The organism is Siminovitchia acidinfaciens, assembly GCF_003605385.1.
Lineage (GTDB): Bacteria > Bacillota > Bacilli > Bacillales > Bacillaceae_C > Siminovitchia > Siminovitchia acidinfaciens.
Map to the genome: position 1 here is coordinate 351738 of NZ_QYTV02000003.1, position 20727 is coordinate 372464.

The window sequence follows — 20727 nt, forward strand, 5'->3', positions numbered from 1 at the left end:
TGAGTGATGGCCGGGAAAAAACTTCATCCATCAGTAGAAAAATTCAAATCATTTATCAAAGAGCATCCAAACCTCATAAAATTAGTAAGGAATAATGAATACACTTGGCAGGAACTATATGAGGATTGGTATTTGCTCGGTGAAGACGATCCCAAATGGACCCAATATAAACAAGGGGATACAATTCAGACTGGTCATCAAAAGGATGATGAAAAGAAGTGGGTCCAACAATTGACCGGATTGGTTAAAAAAATGGATGCCAATCAGATGCAACACCACATAAATAATTTGAGTCAGGCTATTGGAGCAATCCAGGGAGTATTGACCCAATTTCAAGGGAATAGTCAGGAAAGTGTTCCTCCGAAACAAAATGACGCTCCCCGAAATCCATTTTCATTCCGGAAAGATTGATTGAGGAGGAGTTGAAGGCATGAGGGCACAAATTTCACAATATATTTTTTCTAATAATGAACTGAAACGTTTTATTCGGGAACAGCCGCATTGGTACCGGACGTTATCCCGCAAGCCTGAACTTTTGGAGCAGTTTGAAATTGCATCCAGCAATTATTTTGAAAAGACAATCCCTCACCGGGTCCAGAAGTTTTCCCAGGGTGTTCAAATGGCATCAATGATGATGGGAATGCTGCAAGCAATGAAATCATGAAGGAGAACACATTAATATTCTTAATGTGTTCTTATTTTTTAACGGCAACATAAAATTTTTTAACGTCCAGAGTGCTTCCTTTTTTATGTCTAGTTAGAGTGTTCTGTGACTAGCGGACTTCGCACCTAATGTGCACCTGTGCGCAGCATATCCGAGTGAGGAATGCTCACCTCGCGCGAAGAACACTTAAAGAAGTCACATGATTTGATTGAAGTCAACAGCCTTCCCTGTGGTGGCTGAATGCTGCCTCCTCGGCTGAGCAAGGCGTTTTCGAATCAGTCGCGTATATCTCAAATCGAGCGCTTCCGCTTTTCGTATGCATGAACCTCATCCTTTGGAGAAAACTAAAGGATGAGGAGGGATGACTATGAAAAGATTGTTTGCATTTGTCTTAGTAATTATTGTTATTTCCGGATGTGCACAAAGGCTACCGGAACCGGAAGCAGAAAAAGCGAAAGCGATGGAATCAACTGTTGAAAATAAAAAAGAAATAACCGTGCATCACAACGTACATGGAAATACTTTATATATTGAATGTTTTATACCTGGTGTTTCTTTTTCGCATGCCAAAGCCGGCAGCCAATTGGGAAAAGCACTTTTATTTATTGATGGACAACTGTACAATGAATATGAAACTGCGGCTTTTATTGTTAAAGGTATACCGAGTGGATCTCATACTTTTAAAATTGAAATTGTTGACAGAGACAATCAACCGCTCGGAATCAGCAAAGAGTTTACAGCTACTGTTCATTGATAATGTCGCAACACCTATGGAAACATGTTAAAATAAGCAGTGGAGGTGAGCTCCTTTGCTTGCTACACTTGAAAGAATTAAAATCATCGAGAATGCCGAAACGCTTGGCAAAATTATTCGCGAAACAGATATTGCCGAGCGATACAGGTTTTATTATCATAAATTGCGTGAAGATCTAAGTACAAGACAGAAAATTGAAGCATTTGTCAAGATGAAGGAATTGTATGAAGATGTCCAGCGGTTTGGCAGGTATCATCCAGAGTATAAGGAAATTACGAGAAAAACCAGGGAGCTAAAGCGAGAGATGGATTTGGATGACAATGTGGCAAACTTCCGTAAAGCGGAAAATGACCTTCAGTCATTGCTTGACCAGGTAAGTGTAATCGTTGGACAGGCTGTCTCTGCCAATATTAAAGTTGCTGCCGGTAATCCATTTTTTGATACAGGCTCTTCTTGTGGGGGAGGGTGCGGAACTGGTGGCGGCTGCGGCTGTTCCGCATAAAGGAAGTAGAAAAAGGGGAAGTTACATGTTTACAAAAAGACAAGGATTAATCGTATGGCTGTATAATTTAAAGAATACAAAGATGCTCAGGCGTTTTGGGAATGTCCACTTTGTTTCAAAAAGGATGAAGTATGCAGTACTTTATTGCGACCAGAGCGAATTGGAAACATTGTCGGAAAAATTATCGGCCCTTCCATTCGTCAAAAAAGTGGAACCTTCCTATAAGCCGTTTTTAAAGACAGAATTTGAAAATGCCAAGCCGGACAAAGCGAAAGAATACGATTATAGAATAGGTCTTTAAAGAAATGCGTAAGGCGCCTGTCGCTTCGGTGGCAATAGGACTTCCTGTCCGTCGGAGCTAGACATAACGGATCTTCGTTCGAATAGAAAGTTTTGACTAATTCTATACTTTCTTTAAGTTTAACATTGGGCGGCCCGATAACGGGTCGCCTTTTGTTGAAGATAAAGAAGGTAAATAAACCAAAATTATTCTTCAAACAAGGGTACATTATGTATACTCCGACGGACATTTGCTTCCACAGGACGTGGCCCATAAGTTGGCCATGCGCCCATCGGCTCGAGGTCATGTGCTGCCAAGAAGCATATTCAGCGCGGCACTACATATTCGGGGAAGCGCATGGTTCCCTTTTTGCAAAGCTGCATAGAGCCTATTCAGGGATGTTTCACATGCTATTGTTGTGTTGTTGAAAAAATTCCTCATTAAAATTTGTCCTGTGCTTGTCGTCTAAGGTTGCACACCTTGCCTTTTTTCTATAGCAGGGGACTTTCGTTTTTTCATAATCATGGAGGAGATTAATGGATGACCAGAAGAATTTTTCATTTTTCTTTATTAATGGCTGCAGTCATTGGAAGCATATTGTTTATTCAATGGAAAGGATATTCAGTAGAAAAAGATAAAGCTGTAGCTAACCTTGAGCAAACCGTTGTTGTTCGTCATGGCGCTGATGAATTCTCTATTAAACAGGTCATCAATAATCTTCCGGAGGGACAATATCAGATACGGTTCCCGGAAAAAGCGTCTGACACCAATTGTTTATCGGCAGAAAATAAGGCCTGCAAATGGGTAAGTGGAAAGGGAAACAAACTCAAAGGAAATGGTATGCCTGTCACTTTTACATACAAATTAAAAGCGCCAACGAATCCTTCCGAATACTGGCTTGAAAACTGGGGAGCAAATATCGAAGGGGTTTCTTATAGTTTTACACGCGTGCAATTAACAGAGTTGAGTTGGCGCAAAGGTAGCTGGGCAGCGAGCGATGAATTGGCAGGAAAGCAAAAAATGGATGCTATAGATTATTATGTATTTGAAAAAGAAGGCGGCCTGCCTGCGTTGTATTGGAACTCAAAAGATCTTCTACCAAAAGAAATGAATCACCATCTTACTATTTATACAGAGGGAAACCTTCCCTTGAACCAAGCTGTTTTTCAAAAGCTGGTTCCAAATGAAAAAATATCCGTCATTATTTCAAGCATTGCAGAAGAAGTGACCGAAAAAGGTGGACTTTTATTTGTACCGGCCCAAACTGAAGATGCCAATGAGCAACTGGCTAGACTTCTGCTTAAAAAGAAGATTACCTTGAAAAAAGAGGAAGAGTGGTATATTGATTTAATTGCATCATTGATGACCGGTAAGGTTGTTGACAATAAAAAGGTGGAAAAAATGCGGAAGACAATCACATCGATTTTGACGGAAGATCAGTTGGAACGGTGGCTGGAAAGCATCTTATCTGTTGAAACGGGATTATCCAGTTCCAAAATGGATGAACTGTTGGAAAGTACCGCTAATATAAAAACAGACTTCTTTCAAAAAAATGCAGAAGTAAGCCAGCCATATCAACCCTTTTATTTCATGGATACTCGTGAATTATATGTAAACGGACATAAAGCTGGTGACATGAAAATATTGATTCAAAATGACCGGACATACATCTCATTTATTCCTTTGATTAAAAGACTCGGCTTTCATATTGAAAGCTCATCAAAAAAAGGGGAAATCGTTATTAATAAGAGAGGAGACAGATATAATTTCTTTTTTTCAAAGAAAATATTCGATTTGAATGGAGAACAGTTAGGGTTTCGCAAAAATCCCTTTTTCGTGGATCAAAAAGAAGTATATATAGATACAGCTGCGCTTTCGACATTATTTGGCGTGAACATGGTGGAAAATACAAATGAAATTAATATAAAATAAAAAACCCTGCAAAAAAATGCAGGGTCCTTCTATTTTCCGCAAAAACGGATAGAAGGCAAAGGGAGAGGAGAAACCGGAGGAAGAACTTATGGGGAAGCGTAAGTCTTCTCCGCGGTTGGCAACAACATCTGCTGCGATGTTGTTATCCATATTATCACCTTAAAAAGAACTTTTATACATCTGTTGTGCAATAGACTCAATTGATTCACATTATAGAATGTCGTATGTTTTTGTGATAGTATAAAGAACGATAACTAATGATCGAATGGTGACGAATATGAGGATAATATCAGGCAGTTGTAAAGGTAGGAAATTAAAAGCGGTCCCTGGAAAATCAACAAGACCTACAACAGATAAAATGAAAGAGACGATTTTTAATTGGATCGGCCCTTATTTTTCAGGGGGCTCCTGCCTGGATTTATATGCGGGCAGCGGCGGTGTCGGTCTGGAGGCACTTAGCAGGGGCATGGACTTTGTGATTTTCGTAGATAATAATAAAAACGCGATACAAACAATCAAAGCAAATGTTTCCTTGTGTGGAATGGAGGATAAATGTGAAATTTATAATAATGATTCAGAGCGTGCTCTGAAGGCAGTTATTAAGAGGCATCTACAATTCGATTTGATCTTTTTAGATCCTCCATACAAAAGGCAAAAGCTAAAAGCATTGATTGAGATGATAGCAGAAAAGTCCCTGGTTACAGAATCCGGTTGCATTATTTGCGAGCACGATCCAGAAGTGGCGCTTCCTGAAACAATCGGAGATTTAATAAGGGTAAAAAGCGCCAACTATGGCTTGAGCAGTTTATCGATGTTTATTAATGAGGAAAAAGAGGAGGAGCGCTGATGACGAGCATCGCAGTATGCCCGGGCAGTTTTGATCCAATAACAAACGGACACTTGGACATCATACGGCGAGGAGCCAAGGTTTTTGATGAAGTGTACGTTGTCGTTTTAAGCAATTCGGCCAAGAAGCCGTTATTTTCAACAGAAGAGAGAACTGAGCTAATTCGAACAGTGACCAAGGACATTAAAAATGTCAAAGTGGATTCGTTCAACGGTCTTCTTGTCGATTATGCGAACGGTATACACGCTAATGCAATTATCAGAGGATTGAGAGCGGTCTCAGACTTTGAATATGAAATGCAGATCACTTCCATGAACAGGGTCCTAAATGAAAATATTGAAACGTTTTTTATCATGACTAATAATCAATATTCATTTTTAAGCTCAAGCATTGTGAAAGAAGTAGCTAAATACAATGCAGATATATCTGAGCTCGTTCCCTGGGAAGTGGAAAAAGCATTAAAAGAAAAGTTCAAATAATAATAGGTTAGTTTTTGGCCCCCATTGTTTGTACATAGACCGCAATACATACCAACAACATGAAAATCGTGAAAAGCGGACCGTATTGCTTCAGCCAAAGGAGCATATTTTCCCACCAAATATCATGTTTTTGCAAGAATGCCGGAACAGACATAGAATGGCTACTCAAAAGCCTTTGTTCAAAAGGTTTCCAAAAAAGAAATGTAAAAAATCCCGATAAAAAGCCGTGAAGAATTCGGGCGTTAAAGAAAGGCCGGAAACGGATATCAGTCTGGGCAAGTATGCTGGCCACCTGTGCCTGTACACTGAAGCCGCTGAAGCCAAGAATGAAACTCGCCATGATTACTTGCTGCATCAAAGTTGCTTCGGGTGCCTGGCTGGTCATCTGGCTGCCGAGAGTGATCTCAAAGATACCGGCAATTGCCGGCATGCTTAATGTAGCAGGAAGCTGGAAAATACTAAGGACACCTTCTATCAGTCTGGCTAGAAAAGCAGTAATATGCATATGAAACAATAGTTTGTTGATTACGGAAAACAATATGATGAAACCGCCGATCATAAGCAGTGTGTTGATGGATGAAATGACTGCATCCCCCACCAGCTTTCCGATCGGCTTTTTGTTTTTCAATCTGGTTTGATGCAATGCTGAAAGGGCCTCAGCAAAGAGCGGTCGCTTATTCGCCTTTTTCTCTTTGCTTGACGGTTTTTGACCGAAGTTTCTCATTATGATACCCACCGAAAAATTTCCGAGATAATGAGTCAAGGCTAAAAGGAAACCCAGTTTAGGGTTATGAAAAAAACCTACCGAAACAGCCCCGAATATAAAAAGAGGGCTGGAGCAGTTTGTAAATGATACAAGCCTCTCGGCTTCGTCTCGGGTCAAATGTCCCTCCTGGCGGAGTCGTGCGGTAATTTTTGCCCCTGCTGGAAAACCGGAGGCCATTCCCATAGCCCAGGCAAATCCCCCTACTCCCGGAACTCTGAACAATGGTCTCATCAACGGTTCCAACAGCACTCCCATAAACTTTACAACTCCAAAGCCAATAAGCAATTCGGAAAGTACAAAGAATGGAAAAAGGGATGGAAAGACAATTTCCCACCACATGTTCAGGCCTCGTACTGACGCTTCAAAAGATTTTTCCGGAAGAAGGACCATGGAAGCAGCCATTAATGTGACCATTGAGGCAAGTAAAATGGTTTTTATTTTTGAAAAATTCAAATTCAGACCTCCTTGTCCCAGGGACCCTACATAACCAATATACTCATAGTGAACTCTTTTAGACCATAAAATGGGTCAAGGGGGGCGGTGAATGTGACGAGACCGAAAGTCGGCCTTGCACTCGGATCAGGGGGAGCAAGAGGCTTTGCCCATTTAGGAGTATTAAAAGCCCTTACGGACCATTCCATTCCCGTTGATATGATTGCGGGCAGTAGTATGGGAGCGCTTGTTGGCTGTTTTTATGCTTTTGGTCATGATATTGACCAGTTGATCAAATTATCAACGGCTTTTAAAAGACAATATTATATAGATTTCACTGTGCCGAAAATGGGCTTTATTGCAGGCAATCGTGTGAAGAATCTAATCCGCCTCTTTATGCAGGGAAAGCAACTTGAGCATTTGAACATTCCAGTTGCGGTCATTGCGACTGATTTGCAGACAGGTGAAAAAGTCGTATTTAAAAAAGGGCCTATTCCCGAAATCGTGAGGGCAAGCATATCTATCCCGGGAGTCTTCGTACCGGAAAGAATAAATGGAAGGCTGATGGTTGACGGTGGAGTTGCGGACCGTGTTCCAGTATCAACAGTAAAAGAAATGGGTGCGAACATTGTCATCGGTGTCGATGTTTCAAGGGTGAATCGCGGTGCAGAGATACTAACTATATATGATGTGATCATGCAAAGCATTGATATATTGCAAATGGAAATAATCACAGCGCGGGAAGTGGAGTCAGATATTATGGTACTTCCACCTGTGGAGCATTTAAGCGCAAAGGCTTTTAAAAATATCGGAGAAATCATTAAAATAGGGGAGGAAGCCACCTTATTAAAACTTCCATCGATACAGTCGGCGATTAAAAGGTGGCAAAAAGAAAATTCTTGATCAGTCGGCCATGATGGGCGGCTGGGCGTATTCCATGGAGAATAGATCGCTTCTTGCCGGCTCCTTCATTACTTGTGAGTATACAAGAGCCGCTCGGCGGTCAAGGGTAAACAAAGCCTCAGGGAAAGCTGATACAGTTGATACTAGGGGCAAAGGCAGATCCTTTTTCACCTTATTCAAGTACTCCCTGCCTTTAGCGGACATTCCAAGCAGACGAATATATCCTGGTGTTTCTCCAGCTGAATTCATATCGGTTCTTGTTGTATTTGTTAAAGCATGAACACAAATTCTTTGAAGTCTGGTCCATGTATAGCGCTTTGTTTTGACATTTTCCATGAAGGATTGGAAACTGCCTGAAGATTCCGCAGCTCTTTGAAGACGGTAGGGCAATCCTTCCTCGATGTCGTACATCTGGTTTAATTCATCGTTATTCATAGTAAGAAGCCGGTATTGCAAATACGGCCAATAGTCCTCCCAGTCATGGAAATGCTTATATGTACGATAATATGCTTCCATTTCATTATAGGTAGCCTCAGGGATATAGGGACGGATGCGGTGGAGATTCCCCTCCTGTTTAATTAGTTTCCGAATCGAGGTTGCACTTGCAATTTTATCATCATGGATCGTTTGATCGTCATGCTCCGCTGTATTACGCTTTACTGTAAAAAATTCAACATTGGATTTTAATTTTTTTGCGGCAGCTATGTAATGATATCCCAAAATATTATTTGGCCTTGATAAATCCACTGTATCTTTATTTTTTTCAAGGTCCGAGTAGGCGAGAGCCAAAGCTTTCGGATAACTGACACCTTGTTTTATATAAAACCTGATTCTGCTATTGTATGTTTCCTCCTGATCCTTCAGTAGATCAACAGTATGTAAAAAGGGGTGGATGTTTCCTAATTCACTTCCGAAGCAGATAGAACTGCATTTTAATGCATCTAGTAAATAAACTGATCCCAGAGCGAAAATCTCCGCTTTTTGCACGGCAAAAGCATAGGGGATTTCTACAACCAGATCTGCCCCTGATAACAGTGCCATTTTAGTTCTTGTCCACTTTGGAACGATGGCTGGCTCGCCTCGTTGCAAAAAGTTCCCACTCATTGCAACAATGGCAACGTCGCTGCCAGAAATCTCTTTTGATTGTTTTAAATGATATAGATGCCCGTTATGAAATGGGTTATATTCAGCTACGATTCCAACACTTCTCATTCAATCGTCTCCCTGCCTGTACTTCTTCTTTTATCATACTTGATTTTTTGAAAAGATTAAAATATAAGAGGAGTTGACTCCTCTTATATGATTATTCGGTATCTCTGTGTCCGTGATGTCCATGATGGTGACCGTGGTGATGTCCGTGATATCCATGATATCCGTGATGGTGTCCGTGATGCCCATACCCAGGATAACCGCCATAACCTGGATATCCTCCGTATCCAGGATACCCGACACTAATCGGGAATCCTCCGCCATATCCCGGATAACCGCCGTGAAACGGATAGCCAGGGTACTGTCTCTCTTCTTTTTTCACAAAATCCACCTCCCATAAAACTCATTTCCAAATAGTCTATGTTTATCCGCTGAAAATTGTATAAGCTCATACCTAACTTAAATAAAGTAAGGGAACAAACAGTGTTCAATTGTCCTATAAAAGGGTAAAGTAGTTAATGAATCAATCCTTTTAAAAATCTTCGGGTGTAAAGAAGATTATATTGACAAACAGAAAGAGCAAAGCTATAATTACTTTTGTTGCCTAGAGGTGATGATAAATGAAATGGACTGTTGCCGAATTACATAAATATCAGTACGAGGCAATGACGTTCGACAAGACAATTGATCTTGCTGAAGAGCTGAAAAAAGCTGATCCGGAGATAAGAGGGGTTTCTCCCATCCGGGTACAGGGAAGAGCGGATGTTGATTCACATAAGGTGGCCTTCCATCTTCATATTTCGGGTACTTTCACTTTACCTTGTTCCAGAACTTTGGAAGATGTGGAATACCCATTCGATATTCATTCTATTGAAACCTTTTTATTAAAGCCGCTCGATTATGAGGTTGACGAGGATGAAGAGATTCATGAGATAGTAGGCGGCGTCATTGATTTGGAGCCTGTCGCTTATGAACTGGTTCTTCTTGAAGTTCCCATTCAGGTTTTTTCACCAGAGGCGAAGGAAAGTTCATCATTGCCATCCGGAAAAGATTGGGAAGTTTTGACAGAAGAACAGCTTTTAGAGGCGAGAGAGCGTGAAAAACAAAAAGTTGACCCGCGTCTTGCTGGTCTGGCAAAATTGCTTCAAAAAGATGAAGATGAAAATCAAAAATAAGATAATAACTTTAAGGAGGTGGGAAGAATGGCAGTACCTAAAAGAAGAACATCCAAGACGGCTAAAAGACAGCGTCGTACTCACTTCAAATTACGTGTACCTGGAATGGTAGAGTGCCCAAATTGCGGTGAAGCGAAACTTGCCCATCGTGTTTGCAAAGAGTGCGGAACATACAAAGGAAAATCAGTTGTAAATGACTAATGAAAAAGACGTGAAGAGATTACATCCTTCACGTTTTTTTTGTTTGTGTAGCGTATTATAACATTCCAATGCCTATGGATAATGTTGTAAGCGGATTACTTCTATGTACAGCTGCGACGGAAAGGATGTACTAGTGCAAGCGAAGCGACAGGATGTCACGTTTTGAGCCTGCTGAGTGCCATCGGCTCGAGGTCATAAGCCAATTGCTTCTGAAGGCATAGAACGCCTTCAGAAGCGCTTGTCTTATGCTTGTCGCCGATAAGCAGGCACTCTCGCACTTCCTTATCCTTTATCTCGTAAGAGGCACTATTGTCTAGCTCCAACGCCTAGCCCCTCGATGTCATAAGCCTGTAAGAAAGCTAATTTAGGAAGAATGTGCTCCTGTGCCATGGATAATTGGAGGAAGTCTTGTTCAGCCTGTCGCAAAGCTGCACGAAGTCAATACAAAGAAGTTTCACAGGATGTCATTGAAGTAAGTAGCTTCCCTGTGGTGCTGAAGTACTGCCTCCTTGGGAATTGTCTTATACTTGTCGGGGGTTGACCAAGGCGTTTCGGCATTTTAGCTCAGTCTGTACAACGATGAACAGGCGCTTTTATAAAGTTGTTTTCCTGCTCCTTCCGTGGTATGTATGTGTTTACAGATTAGAAGAAAAGCGGGGGATAATTGTGAAGGAATTTTCTTTTACAAAAAATGCTGATGGACTGCTTGTTTGGAAAATCAACAGGCCAGAAAAAAGGAATGCTATTAATTACCAAGTGATGGATGGACTTGAGCAGATGCTTGATGAGGCGGAAACAAACCCTTCCATAAAAGCAATTGCGATAACAGGAGAAGGCGAGCGTTCATTCTGTTCGGGTGGGGATGTTGCCGAGTTCCACCAGTTAAAAACAGACCAACAGGCATTTACTATGCTGTCCAGAATGGGTGGTTTGCTTTATCGTCTGGCAGTGGTTCCTAAGCCGACAGTGGCTGTTATAAACGGTGCAGCGCTGGGCGGAGGCTGCGAACTGGCTGCCGCCTGTGACATGAGAATAGCAAAGTCCGACGCTAGTCTAGGGTTTATTCAAGGGAATCTGGCTATAACTACGGGATGGGGAGGAGCCAGTCTACTATTTGAAAGGGTGAGCATGTCTTCCGCATTACAACTGTTGACGGGAGCAAGGGTGTTATCCGCACAGGAAATGGCTGAATTCGGTTTCGTCGATAAATTGTTTGAAGGATCAGCCCAGGATGCCATGAATAAATTTCTAGAAAATACTCTCTCAATAGAGACAGATGTTTTGAGGGATTATAAAAAGGCAATGATTGGCAAGCTTCTTGCCAGCAATCTTAAGGAACGAATGGAAAAAGAAATTAGGCGCTGCGCCTCACTCTGGTCGAAGGATGAACATCACGAGGCGGTATTGCGCTTCTTGAAAAGATAAAGATCATTTGCTCAGTAGTCTATCTTTTCTATTACGTGCATATGTATGTGATAAAAAGTCGGGGGTGATTCGATTGGCAACCGGAAGACAGGATGCATGGACTTCTGAAGAAGATAGATTACTTGCGGATTTGGTCCTTTCACATATACGGGAAGGAAGTACACAATTAAAGGCATTCAAAGAGGCAGGGGCAAAGTTAGCCAGGACAGCTGCTGCCTGTGGTTTCCGCTGGAATTCCTATGTGCGGAAGGCATATCAAAATGAAATCATACTGGCCAAAAAAGATAGGAAAAACACTCAAGGAAATAGTTCGTCTTTGACTCCTCCCACTGAAAGCGCAGCCATGCAGGATAGAGAGGATGCCCATTTGTCCATTCGGGATGTGATCAGCTATTTAAATGGATTGCAAGAAGATCAAGAGGCAAATATTCAGTCATACAGTATGTTAAAAGAGGAAAATCGGATGTTAAGGCAAAAAGTTGAGGAGTTTAATCGGAAGTTAGAGGAGATGCAAAAGGAATATGGGCTGCTGAAGGCGGAGTATTCCACATTGCTGACTATTATGGACAAGGCAAGAAAAATGGCTGCAAATGAATCGGGATATGAAGTCACTGATGCATAGAAAAGCGAAGGCGCCTGTTCATCGACGGGGTTGGATTGAAATGAAGCTTCACTAAATGAAAACCGGGCCGGTTATTGGTACCGGCCCGGAATCTGTCAATAGATTGGTGGTTCTGATGTATCCGAAGGGACTTTCCGGGCAAATGCCATAATTCCCGCTATCAAATAAAGGATAGCTGGAACAAATCCCAGTCCCACAGAAATAAGTCCTGTCAGAACAGCTCCAATGATGAAGACCCATCCAGCTAATTTAGGTTTTTTATTCCCCTTTATGCAGATTACACCAACCAAACCAAGGATGAATCCTATAATGGAAGCGACAACTACAGCCCATCCAAAACTTCCCAAGCCTTCCATCACCAAAGCCATCTCATCAGGATTGATCTCCATGGCTGGATCGGAGGCAAATTCCTCTTCAAAAAACAGCTTAAAGTCATCAGAATTGTTGGCCCAAATAAAAACCATACCGACCAACGACATCATAGCACTTGAAATAATGCCAATGATTCCAAGAACTAGTTCCCCTGTACGCTTCAAATAAAAACCTCCCAAGCTGTAAAAGTATATTAGTGTGTACGAAGCGGGAGCATATTTAGTTTCAATTATTCATTATTATTTTTTTGTTCTGTAACTCCGGCAGGATACCAGACAAGCGGATTTTCGCCAAGGTCTCTGTCAACATCATATTTGACGTTTTGGAATCCCATCTTTTCAAAGAATGGGCGAGAATTTAATCTTGGGTTTGTTTTGATTGGCATATTAAAGCTTTTTGCATAGTTAACAAGTTTCTCTCCGTATCTCTTGCCTTGGAACTCCGGCAATACTTCCAATTTCCATAATTCAAGATAATCCTGCGGCGGATTAAAATATTGATCAAATCTGGCTTCTCTTTTATATAGGCTCATTCGGGCTGCTAATTTATCCCCGAAGTATATGCCGTAAAATGGCGAGTCCAAATCATCCTCCACAATATTATCCTGTAAATCCTCCAGCATGGATAATTCCTGTGCTCCGTATTCCTTGAACTTTTTAAACTCCTCCAACGTTTTATAGTTGATTCTTAATTTTTTTACTTCCTCCGGCATGCTTTCATCCCCTTTGTCTATGTATAATTTGAATTTAATATCTAATTTAATTTAATTATATAACAAAGCCTGAAAAATTTCAGATATAATGAAAAAAGAGGAAGCGATTACATCACTCATGAACCTTAACTATTTGATGTGTCTTTTAGATTCGATCTGAAAATATGGAGAGACGGAGGAATGGAAATGAAAGAAATACAGGCGACCATGGCAGGGACAGTTTGGAAAATTGAAGTCAGTATCGGAGAAGAAGTTTCGCCGGGTCAAACCGTGTTGATACTAGAATCGATGAAAATGGAAATCCCAATCGAAAGTCCGGAAGCCGGGAAAATAACAAAAGTGAACGTCTCTTCTGGAGATTTTGTTAATGAAGGAGATATCCTTTTTATACTGTCTAGCTAAAGAGCATACAGGCCACAAGCAGCAAAATAGGACTTGTGGTAACGCGACTGACTTTATTAGAGGAAGTTTTGAATCATTCCAAAGCTGCATGAAGCATACTTGGAGAGACTTAAAATAATGTGATGAATTTCAAGTCATTGCTGAAGACTTGACACCTCGAATATCAGCTTGTTTACCAAGTTGATCCGGTCGCATGCGCTTTTATTAGGAAGATAAGAAACCGTTAAATCTGGCTAATTTTTTCATGAAAATTTATGTTTTTGTCTAGCTCCGTGGACAGGAAGCGACGGGATGACGCGGTCTAGAGACAGTCAGGCGCTATCGGCTCGAGGTCACAAGACGCAGTGAAGCTTATTTAGGATGAATGTCTCCTGCAGTACAGCATATTCGAAAAAGCTATGATTACTTCGTCGTAAAGCCGCATGAAACAAATTCAGAGATGTTTTTCACAATGTGATTGAAATCAGATGCTTTGCTGTGGTGGTTGAGGAACTGCCTTATTAAAATTCGCCTTGTGCTTGTCGCCTAACATGCGCGCTTTGCGCTTTTCTTAGAAAAATAGATGATCAAGGAGAGATAAATCTATGGCTGGGAATACAGACAGGGATATTTTGCAAGAGAATAAGAAAATGGTCCGGGCAGGAGGCAGCCAAAAATACCATGAAAGATTAAATCAGCAAAATAAAATGTTTGTAAGAGATCGGCTGTCAATCCTTTTTGATGAAGGACTTTACGAAGAAGATGGGCTGTTTGCGAACTTTCAAGCGGGTGATTTACCGGCAGACGGTGTAGTGACTGCACTTGGAAAGGTGAATGGTCGAACTGTTTGCGTGATAGCCAATGACTCAACTGTGAAAGCAGGTTCGTGGGGCGCTAAAACCGTTGAAAAAATAATCCGGATGCAAGAAACAGCAGAAAAATTAAAAGTTCCCTTACTATATTTGGTTGATTCAGCCGGAGCAAGAATAACAGATCAATTGGAAATGTTTCCCAATCGAAGGGGAGCCGGCAGGATTTTTCATAATCAGGTGAAGCTTTCGGGCATGGTTCCACAAATTTGTATCTTGTTTGGTCCTTCGGCCGCAGGGGGAGCATACATTCCAGCGTTTTGTGACATTGTTATCATGGTCGACAAGAATGCATCCATGTACTTGGGGTCACCGAGAATGGCTGAAAAAGTAATTGGGGAAAAAGTGACCCTTGAGGAAATGGGTGGAGCGAGGATGCACTGCTCTGTCAGCGGTTGCGGTGATTTGTTGGCGTTGTCAGAAGAAGAAGCGATAGAAACTGCTAAAAATTACTTAACATATTTTCCGCAGAATTATACGGAAAAGCCAAGGAAATTCGAAACAAAAGAACCTAGTCAGGGAAGGGCTCTTGAAGAAATCATTCCTGAAAACCAAAACGCCCCGTTTGATATGTACGAAGCAATAGACGCTATTATCGATAAGGACAGCTTCTTTGAAATAAAAAAGCTCTTTGCCCCCGAACTGATTACCGGATTTGCAAGGATTGGAGGAGCAACAGTTGGGATCCTTGCAAATCAGCCCAAAGTTAAAGGCGGGGTCCTATTTGTAGATTCGGCGGATAAAGGAGCAAAATTTATCCAGTTATGTGATGCGTACCATATACCGCTATTGTTCCTTGCTGACGTTCCTGGCTTCATGATCGGAACAAAAGTGGAAAGGGCAGGGATTATCAGACATGGAGCAAAATTCATTGCTGCAATGAGTTCTGCCACGGTTCCTAAGATCTCCGTTATTGTGCGTAAAGCATATGGTGCTGGGCTTTATGCCATGGCTGGACCGGCCTTTGAACCGGATGTATGCATCGCCTTGCCAACGGCGCAAATTGCCGTAATGGGACCGGAAGCAGCGGTCAATGCTGTATACTCGAATAAAATAGAAGCAATTGAAGATCCCGGGGAGCGGCTTGCTTTCGTTAAGGAAAAGCAAGAAGAGTACAAGGAGCATATTGATATATATAAGCTTGCGTCAGAAATGATTGTTGATGAAATAACAGAGCCTGATGATTTGCGAAGAGTATTGATTGACCGTTTCAAATTATATGAAACCAAAGATGTTGTATTCAGTACGCGAAAGCATCCGGTTTACCCGGTGTAGGGAAAGGCGGAAGCGCCTGTCCATCGACGTACAGACTGGAGTGACTCCGACGAGATAAAGGAAACACGGCGACGAAGGAGCCGATGTTGACTTATCGTAGGAGGAGGCGCGAAGTCTGCTAGTCGATAGGCGCTGTAGCTAGACACTAGAAAAGCGGAGGGCGACGCTTAACGACGTACAGGCTGGACGACTCCTGACGAGATAAAGGAAACACACGCAGCAAAGCGGAGGCGCATGTCCGGCGGCTCACAGCACTTCCGAAATGCGAAAAACGGCTTCAAATCAGAACTAAAAAGTTCCTCTTTTTTTTAGAAAGAGGAACTTTTTAATGTAAAGGAATAGGCTGGGAAACATACATTTGCTACAATGAAATAAAAAGAATAGTTTAATTACATAGTAGGGTGATCAGATGCGAGTAGGAATAATCGGCGGCGGCTCCTTAGGATTGCTTTTTGGTGCATATCTTGGGAAAAGCCACGAAATTACAATATTTACAAGACGTGAAGAACAAGCGCAGGAATTGAACGAAAAAGGAATTAGACTCCAATTTCAGGGGCCGGAAGATAGAGTGATAAAAGTTAAAGCAGAGCCTATAGGCAACGGAATGTCTGACCTGGATATTATCTTCATTGCTGTAAAACAATATGATCTTCCGAATTTAAAGCCTTTCTTACTGACGATTCCAGCGAATATTCCACTATGTTTCATCCAAAATGGGATGGGGCATCTTGAAATGTTAAATTCACTCCCGCACGCATCGATTTTCACTGCCACTGTGGAACACGGTGCCAAGAGGGGCAATGACTGGACTGTTTCGCATAATGGAATAGGTCGGACAAATGTGGCTGTATATAAAGGAAGCTTACATTTGGAGGATGAATTTCCGCAAGCATTGGACCCGGCCTTCCCAATTTGTTTCCATAAGGATTATCAGAGCATTTTAATGAATAAGCTGATTGCTAACGCGTTGATCAATCCACTGACGGTAATTTTTTGTGTAAAAAATGGCCGCCTTGTTGAAAATCCGTATTATTACGAGATTTTGAAATTAATGTTTGAAGAAATTTACACTGTTTTCCCATTAGACGATAAAGAGTCAATTTTTAACAGCATCGTTGGTATTTGTGAAAATACTAAAAACAATACTTCGTCAATGTTAAAAGATATCCAGGATGGCAGAAAAACTGAAATAGATGCCATATTGGGTTACATCTTGAAAGTTGCAGAAAGAAAAGGGAGAAAGCTTACTACGGTTCAGATGGTATATGTCATGGTCAAAGGAATTGAACAGGAAAGGAGATGAGCTAATCAAGGTGGGAACTCTTTTTTCATCGGCGGCGGCTGTATTCATAACACTGCCGATTCTTTTCTATATATTGATATTTACTCTCGTCAAACAATTAACAAGGAATCATCGAAAAGCGCTTAATGCTGCCATATACATGACTACATTCGTATTGATCGCCTCGGTGCATTTTTTAATCATGACCATATGGGAAAGCTCCTATCTATTTATTATTATTTTATTTATGCTTGTAACGGCAGTTTTTTTTACCTTTTTGCACTGGAAAACAAGGGAGGAGATCATATACAGGAAAGTATTTGCAGGTTATCTAAGGCTAAACTTTCTTATGTTCTCTTTCTTTTATATCGGGTTGCTTTTATTTGGCATCATAGCAAGAGCAAAAAACTTGATCTTTAGTGTCTAGCATGGCGCCTCTAAGCAGGAAAATGTCTTTTCCTTATATAGTTTGCTATACTTCTTTTGATTGACACAGTAAGAGAAAGGAAGTACATAGATGGAATTGGAAAACGCTGCCGCATTGGCAACAAACCGCTTCGCTTCACTTTACGTTGAAGATATGGAATCCGTAAAAGATTTCTTTCAATATAATATAAAAAATGAATCAGTTTTCCGGCAGCGATACGAAGATTTAATGAAGCGCGATTTTAACCGGGATGGCGTTGCTGAGTGCATCGAAAATTATATGGGCAATCTCCCGCAATCAGACGCTGTTAAATTCTCTATAGAGAAATTTCGCAATCCGCATTCGGCTGTGGTAATCGGAGGTCAGCAAGCGGGATTGTTGACAGGGCCTTTATATACAATACATAAAATCATTTCAATAATAAAATTGGCTGAGCAGCAGGAAAAGGAATTGGGCCGGCCCATCGTACCTGTTTTTTGGATTGCAGGCGAAGACCACGATTATTTAGAGATCAATCATATATTTGCCCCGCAGAACGAGCACATAAAAAAGAAGAGTTATAATGAAGCTTTTGTGGGGAAAATGATGGCTTCACATCTTGTGTTCAATAAAGAGAAGATGTTTGCATGGGTACACGAAATCTTTTCATGTTTTGGTGACCGTTCACATACGAAAGAAATGCTTACTGTCGTTGATGAAGCAATCTCAAAGACAAGCACTTTCACTGAATTTTTTTCATATTTGATCATGTATTTCTTCAAAGATTATGGCTTGCTTCTCATTGATTCGGCAGATCCGAAGCTTCGCCAGCTTGAAAAGCCTTTTTTCTCCAGACTTATCAATGACAGGCAAATCATAACTGAATCCGTGCTTGCCCAGCAGGAAAAGAAACAAAGCATGGGCTTCTCCAATGCAATTGAAATGGATGAGTATGCGGCAAATGTTTTTTATTATCATGGTAACGAGCGAGAACTGCTGGAGTTTGATCCTATAGAAAAAGTATTTGTCAGCAAAACAAATGAATTGCGTGTTACCGACGAGGAGCTCGGCGACTTACTTGAATTAAATCCTGATCGTTTTAGCAATAATGTTGTCACAAGACCTCTTATGCAAGAATGGCTGTTTCCCACCTTGGCATTTATTGCCGGTCCAGGAGAAATCGCATACTGGGGAGAACTGCTGCCCGCATTTCAGGCTATGGAAACCCAAATGCCGCCTATTGTACCAAGGCTGAATATCACATTTCTTGATAAAACGACAGAACGTTACATGGATGACTTGAACTTGTCTATTAATTCCGTATTGGAAAGAGGAACGACTGAAGAAAGAAACCGATTTTTGGCCTCTATTAAAAATAAGAGATTCGAGTCAGTTCTACTAGAAACGAAAAACGAATTGGTCAGCCGGTATGACAAAATCATTGAGAATCTAGAAGAAATCGACCGAGGGCATGTTCGGCTTGCGGAGACAAATTTGAAAAAACAAATCAAGCAGTTGGAATTCTTGCAAAAAAGAGTGGAAGACAGCATAACTAAAAAACATGAGGCTACTTTGCAAAAATTTCAACACATCGAACAGATCATTAAACCTGATGGGCAGCCCCAGGAAAGAATATGGAACACATTTTATTATCTGAATGAATACGGGCAGAATTTTATCGATGAACTGTTGAACTTGCAGTATGAATTTGACGGTAGACATAAAATTATAAGGGTATAAATGGAAATGAGCCGCTTCTTAGGGAGCAGGCTTTTTTTTTATCGAAAATAAAGGATAAAAAGCTTGGGAAATAACATAAAAAAGAGTGGTGGCAAGTGGGGGATTGTGGTACAGTAATTATAGAAAGTGGGGGCAAAGGTCATGTTTATGGGTGAATACCAGCATAACATTGATACAAAAGGCCGTTTGATCGTGCCTGCCAAATATAGAGAACACCTCGGGGAATCATTTGTTATCACCCGTGGATTGGATCAATGTTTATTTGGTTACCCATTGGATGAATGGAAACAAATTGAGGAAAAGTTAAAAGCCCTCCCACTGACTAAGAAAGATGCACGTGCCTTTACCCGGTTTTTTTTCTCGGGTGCCGTGGAATGTGAATTGGACAAGCAAGGCAGGGTCAACTTGCCTGCGTCGCTTCTTGGCTATGCAAAACTGGAAAAAGAATGTGTCATATTAGGTGTATCCAGTCGTTTTGAGATTTGGAGCAAGGATTTATGGGAAGACTATTTCTCAGCATCTGAAGAATCTTTTGCTGAAATTGCCGAGAATATGATCGACTTTGATATTTGAACAACGCTCCGACTTTCGTTTAATGATTTGGATGGTGAAGTGAAAAAATGTTTTCCCACACGACGGTTTTATTAAAAGAGACAGTTGATGGATTAGATATTAAGCCAAACGGTACATATGTCGATTGCACCTTGGGTGGAGCAGGCCACAGTGCGTACTTGTTGTCACAATTAACGAGTGGCGGAAGGCTGATTGCCTTTGACCAGGATGAGACTGCCATTCATAATGCTGAAAAAAAGCTGGCAGATTACAAAGAGCAATTGATATTAGTAAAAAGCAACTTTAAATATTTGGCTGATGAATTGGATAAGTTGGGTATTGCTCAGGTTGACGGGATTCTTTACGACCTTGGAGTATCATCTCCGCAGTTGGATACTCCTGAACGGGGGTTCAGCTACCATCATGATGCCCCCTTGGATATGAGAATGGATTTGGATGGCGAGATTTCTGCTTATGACGTGGTGAATGAATGGGCTTATGAGGATTTGGTAAGGATTTTCTTTCGGTACGGGGAAGAAAAGTTTTCTAAGCAAGTAGCAAGGAATATCGAGTCGACCAGGAAAAATAAGCCAATAGAGACGACAAATGAGCTTGTGGATCTTATCAAGCAAAGTATTCCGGCACCTGCAAGAAGAAAAGGGGGCCATCCAGCCAAGCGGATTTTTCAAGCCATACGAATAGCAGTCAATGATGAATTGAAAGCTTTTGAAGATTCATTGAAGCAGGCCATCGGCCTATTGAATCCAGGAGGAAGAATCAGTGTCATTACATTCCATTCTCTGGAAGACCGTATTTGTAAGCATGTTTTTAAAGATGCGAGTGAAGGTCCGGACCTTCCTCCGGGTTTACCAATAATTCCGGAAGAATACAAGCCTGTTCTCAAATTGGTCAATAGAAAACCGATTATTCCATCGGAAGCTGAATTGGAATCCAATAACCGCTCAAGGTCGGCGAAATTACGAATAGCAGAAAAACTATAGAGAATA

Annotated in this window: 26 protein-coding genes; 20 read left to right on the forward strand and 6 right to left on the reverse strand. The window is 41.2% G+C overall.

Annotated features, from left to right (window positions below; translation table 11 throughout):
* Positions 1-6 precede the first annotated feature (6 nt).
* From D4T97_RS09010 to coaD, 8 genes are all read left to right on the forward strand, one after another.
* The gene (locus tag D4T97_RS09010; RefSeq protein WP_126049811.1) at positions 7-411 is read left to right on the forward strand and encodes a YlbD family protein; all 405 of its coding nucleotides are present in this window, start codon (positions 7-9) and stop codon (positions 409-411) included.
* A 19-nt stretch (positions 412-430) separates the two neighbouring features.
* Positions 431-664 (forward strand): YlbE-like family protein, encoded by a 234-nt coding sequence (locus tag D4T97_RS09015; RefSeq protein WP_126049813.1) that lies wholly within the window; start codon positions 431-433, stop codon positions 662-664.
* A 367-nt stretch (positions 665-1031) separates the two neighbouring features.
* Complete coding sequence (locus D4T97_RS09020) at positions 1032-1418, forward strand: hypothetical protein (protein ID WP_126049815.1); 387 nt, start codon at positions 1032-1034, stop codon at positions 1416-1418.
* A gap of 55 nt (positions 1419-1473) precedes the next feature.
* Positions 1474-1920 carry a YlbF family regulator gene (locus D4T97_RS09025; RefSeq protein ID WP_126049817.1) on the forward strand — a complete coding sequence of 149 codons (447 nt, stop codon included), beginning with the start codon at positions 1474-1476 and terminating at the stop codon, positions 1918-1920.
* Between the two features lie 25 nt (positions 1921-1945).
* Positions 1946-2221 carry a YlbG family protein gene (locus tag D4T97_RS09030; protein WP_126049819.1) on the forward strand — a complete coding sequence of 92 codons (276 nt, stop codon included), beginning with the start codon at positions 1946-1948 and terminating at the stop codon, positions 2219-2221.
* Positions 2222-2740: 519 nt separating this feature from the next.
* Positions 2741-4132 carry a stalk domain-containing protein gene (locus D4T97_RS09035; RefSeq protein WP_126049821.1) on the forward strand — a complete coding sequence of 464 codons (1392 nt, stop codon included), beginning with the start codon at positions 2741-2743 and terminating at the stop codon, positions 4130-4132.
* 277 nt (positions 4133-4409) lie between these two features.
* Complete coding sequence (rsmD, locus tag D4T97_RS09040; protein ID WP_235872197.1) at positions 4410-4979, forward strand: 16S rRNA (guanine(966)-N(2))-methyltransferase RsmD; 570 nt, start codon at positions 4410-4412, stop codon at positions 4977-4979.
* Positions 4979-5458 carry a pantetheine-phosphate adenylyltransferase gene (coaD, locus tag D4T97_RS09045; RefSeq protein WP_126049825.1) on the forward strand — a complete coding sequence of 160 codons (480 nt, stop codon included), beginning with the start codon at positions 4979-4981 and terminating at the stop codon, positions 5456-5458. Before rsmD ends, coaD begins: the two co-directional genes overlap by 1 nt.
* A 7-nt stretch (positions 5459-5465) precedes the next feature.
* On the opposite strand, the gene ylbJ is transcribed toward coaD, so the two are convergent.
* Positions 5466-6677, reverse strand: coding sequence for a sporulation integral membrane protein YlbJ (ylbJ, locus tag D4T97_RS09050; RefSeq protein WP_126049827.1), 1212 nt, complete (start codon positions 6675-6677; stop codon positions 5466-5468).
* Positions 6678-6770: 93 nt separating this feature from the next.
* Between ylbJ and D4T97_RS09055 the strand changes: the two genes are divergently transcribed.
* Positions 6771-7559, forward strand: coding sequence for a patatin-like phospholipase family protein (locus D4T97_RS09055; protein WP_126049829.1), 789 nt, complete (start codon positions 6771-6773; stop codon positions 7557-7559).
* Here D4T97_RS09055 and D4T97_RS09060 read toward each other — a convergent pair whose 3' ends face one another.
* Both D4T97_RS09060 and D4T97_RS09065 read right to left on the reverse strand, forming a co-directional pair.
* A complete protein-coding gene (locus tag D4T97_RS09060) occupies positions 7560-8771 on the reverse strand; it encodes a nucleotidyltransferase (RefSeq protein ID WP_126049831.1) in 1212 nt (403 codons plus the stop codon).
* A 91-nt stretch (positions 8772-8862) separates the two neighbouring features.
* Positions 8863-9090, reverse strand: a complete 228-nt coding sequence (locus D4T97_RS09065; RefSeq protein ID WP_206435550.1) for a hypothetical protein — start codon at positions 9088-9090, stop codon at positions 8863-8865.
* A 238-nt stretch (positions 9091-9328) separates the two neighbouring features.
* Between D4T97_RS09065 and D4T97_RS09070 the strand changes: the two genes are divergently transcribed.
* Positions 9329-9883 (forward strand): YceD family protein, encoded by a 555-nt coding sequence (locus tag D4T97_RS09070; RefSeq protein WP_126049835.1) that lies wholly within the window; start codon positions 9329-9331, stop codon positions 9881-9883.
* Between the two features lie 27 nt (positions 9884-9910).
* The gene (gene rpmF / locus D4T97_RS09075) at positions 9911-10084 is read left to right on the forward strand and encodes a 50S ribosomal protein L32 (RefSeq protein WP_126049837.1); all 174 of its coding nucleotides are present in this window, start codon (positions 9911-9913) and stop codon (positions 10082-10084) included.
* A gap of 155 nt (positions 10085-10239) precedes the next feature.
* Here the strand turns inward: rpmF and D4T97_RS20470 are convergent, their stop codons facing one another.
* On the reverse strand, positions 10240-10407 hold the full coding sequence (locus D4T97_RS20470; RefSeq protein ID WP_164525516.1) for a hypothetical protein: 168 nt from the start codon (positions 10405-10407) through the stop codon (positions 10240-10242).
* 343 nt (positions 10408-10750) lie between these two features.
* Between D4T97_RS20470 and D4T97_RS09080 the strand changes: the two genes are divergently transcribed.
* A complete protein-coding gene (locus D4T97_RS09080; RefSeq protein ID WP_235872199.1) occupies positions 10751-11509 on the forward strand; it encodes an enoyl-CoA hydratase/isomerase family protein in 759 nt (252 codons plus the stop codon).
* Positions 11510-11582: 73 nt separating this feature from the next.
* Positions 11583-12131, forward strand: a complete 549-nt coding sequence (locus D4T97_RS09085; RefSeq protein ID WP_126049839.1) for an RsfA family transcriptional regulator — start codon at positions 11583-11585, stop codon at positions 12129-12131.
* A gap of 95 nt (positions 12132-12226) precedes the next feature.
* Here the strand turns inward: D4T97_RS09085 and D4T97_RS09090 are convergent, their stop codons facing one another.
* Positions 12227-12667 carry a DUF4064 domain-containing protein gene (locus D4T97_RS09090; protein ID WP_164525517.1) on the reverse strand — a complete coding sequence of 147 codons (441 nt, stop codon included), beginning with the start codon at positions 12665-12667 and terminating at the stop codon, positions 12227-12229.
* A gap of 65 nt (positions 12668-12732) precedes the next feature.
* Positions 12733-13215: an N-acetyltransferase gene (locus D4T97_RS09095; protein WP_126049843.1), complete on the reverse strand. Its 483-nt coding sequence runs from the start codon at positions 13213-13215 to the stop codon at positions 12733-12735.
* A gap of 186 nt (positions 13216-13401) precedes the next feature.
* On the opposite strand from D4T97_RS09095, the gene D4T97_RS09100 reads away from it, so the two are divergent.
* The 7 genes from D4T97_RS09100 (at position 13402) to rsmH (ending at position 20721) form a co-directional block, all read left to right on the forward strand.
* Positions 13402-13617: an acetyl-CoA carboxylase biotin carboxyl carrier protein subunit gene (locus tag D4T97_RS09100; RefSeq protein ID WP_126049845.1), complete on the forward strand. Its 216-nt coding sequence runs from the start codon at positions 13402-13404 to the stop codon at positions 13615-13617.
* 584 nt (positions 13618-14201) lie between these two features.
* Entirely contained in the window at positions 14202-15740 is a 1539-nt protein-coding gene (locus tag D4T97_RS09105) for an acyl-CoA carboxylase subunit beta (protein ID WP_126049847.1), read from the forward strand.
* Positions 15741-16149: 409 nt separating this feature from the next.
* Positions 16150-17043, forward strand: a complete 894-nt coding sequence (locus tag D4T97_RS09110; protein WP_126049849.1) for a 2-dehydropantoate 2-reductase — start codon at positions 16150-16152, stop codon at positions 17041-17043.
* Positions 17044-17053: 10 nt separating this feature from the next.
* Entirely contained in the window at positions 17054-17449 is a 396-nt protein-coding gene (locus D4T97_RS09115; RefSeq protein ID WP_126050272.1) for a DUF3397 domain-containing protein, read from the forward strand.
* A gap of 90 nt (positions 17450-17539) precedes the next feature.
* A complete protein-coding gene (bshC, locus tag D4T97_RS09120) occupies positions 17540-19168 on the forward strand; it encodes a bacillithiol biosynthesis cysteine-adding enzyme BshC (protein ID WP_126049851.1) in 1629 nt (542 codons plus the stop codon).
* Positions 19169-19309: 141 nt separating this feature from the next.
* Positions 19310-19741 carry a division/cell wall cluster transcriptional repressor MraZ gene (gene mraZ, locus D4T97_RS09125; protein ID WP_126049853.1) on the forward strand — a complete coding sequence of 144 codons (432 nt, stop codon included), beginning with the start codon at positions 19310-19312 and terminating at the stop codon, positions 19739-19741.
* Positions 19742-19788: 47 nt separating this feature from the next.
* Complete coding sequence (gene rsmH, locus D4T97_RS09130; RefSeq protein ID WP_126049855.1) at positions 19789-20721, forward strand: 16S rRNA (cytosine(1402)-N(4))-methyltransferase RsmH; 933 nt, start codon at positions 19789-19791, stop codon at positions 20719-20721.
* Positions 20722-20727: the final 6 nt, after the last annotated feature.

Coding starts and splice junctions, on each gene's coding strand:
- D4T97_RS09010 (WP_126049811.1), top strand. CDS start 7: ATGGCCGGGAAAAAACTTCATCCATCAGTAGAAAAATTCAAATCATTT.
- D4T97_RS09015 (WP_126049813.1), top strand. CDS start 431: ATGAGGGCACAAATTTCACAATATATTTTTTCTAATAATGAACTGAAA.
- D4T97_RS09020 (WP_126049815.1), top strand. CDS start 1,032: ATGAAAAGATTGTTTGCATTTGTCTTAGTAATTATTGTTATTTCCGGA.
- D4T97_RS09030 (WP_126049819.1), top strand. CDS start 1,946: ATGTTTACAAAAAGACAAGGATTAATCGTATGGCTGTATAATTTAAAG.
- D4T97_RS09035 (WP_126049821.1), top strand. CDS start 2,741: ATGACCAGAAGAATTTTTCATTTTTCTTTATTAATGGCTGCAGTCATT.
- rsmD (WP_235872197.1), top strand. CDS start 4,410: ATGAGGATAATATCAGGCAGTTGTAAAGGTAGGAAATTAAAAGCGGTC.
- coaD (WP_126049825.1), top strand. CDS start 4,979: ATGACGAGCATCGCAGTATGCCCGGGCAGTTTTGATCCAATAACAAAC.
- D4T97_RS09060 (WP_126049831.1), bottom strand. CDS start 8,771: ATGAGAAGTGTTGGAATCGTAGCTGAATATAACCCATTTCATAACGGG.
- D4T97_RS09070 (WP_126049835.1), top strand. CDS start 9,329: ATGAAATGGACTGTTGCCGAATTACATAAATATCAGTACGAGGCAATG.
- rpmF (WP_126049837.1), top strand. CDS start 9,911: ATGGCAGTACCTAAAAGAAGAACATCCAAGACGGCTAAAAGACAGCGT.
- D4T97_RS09095 (WP_126049843.1), bottom strand. CDS start 13,215: ATGCCGGAGGAAGTAAAAAAATTAAGAATCAACTATAAAACGTTGGAG.
- D4T97_RS09100 (WP_126049845.1), top strand. CDS start 13,402: ATGAAAGAAATACAGGCGACCATGGCAGGGACAGTTTGGAAAATTGAA.
- D4T97_RS09105 (WP_126049847.1), top strand. CDS start 14,202: ATGGCTGGGAATACAGACAGGGATATTTTGCAAGAGAATAAGAAAATG.
- D4T97_RS09110 (WP_126049849.1), top strand. CDS start 16,150: ATGCGAGTAGGAATAATCGGCGGCGGCTCCTTAGGATTGCTTTTTGGT.
- bshC (WP_126049851.1), top strand. CDS start 17,540: ATGGAATTGGAAAACGCTGCCGCATTGGCAACAAACCGCTTCGCTTCA.
- mraZ (WP_126049853.1), top strand. CDS start 19,310: ATGTTTATGGGTGAATACCAGCATAACATTGATACAAAAGGCCGTTTG.
- rsmH (WP_126049855.1), top strand. CDS start 19,789: ATGTTTTCCCACACGACGGTTTTATTAAAAGAGACAGTTGATGGATTA.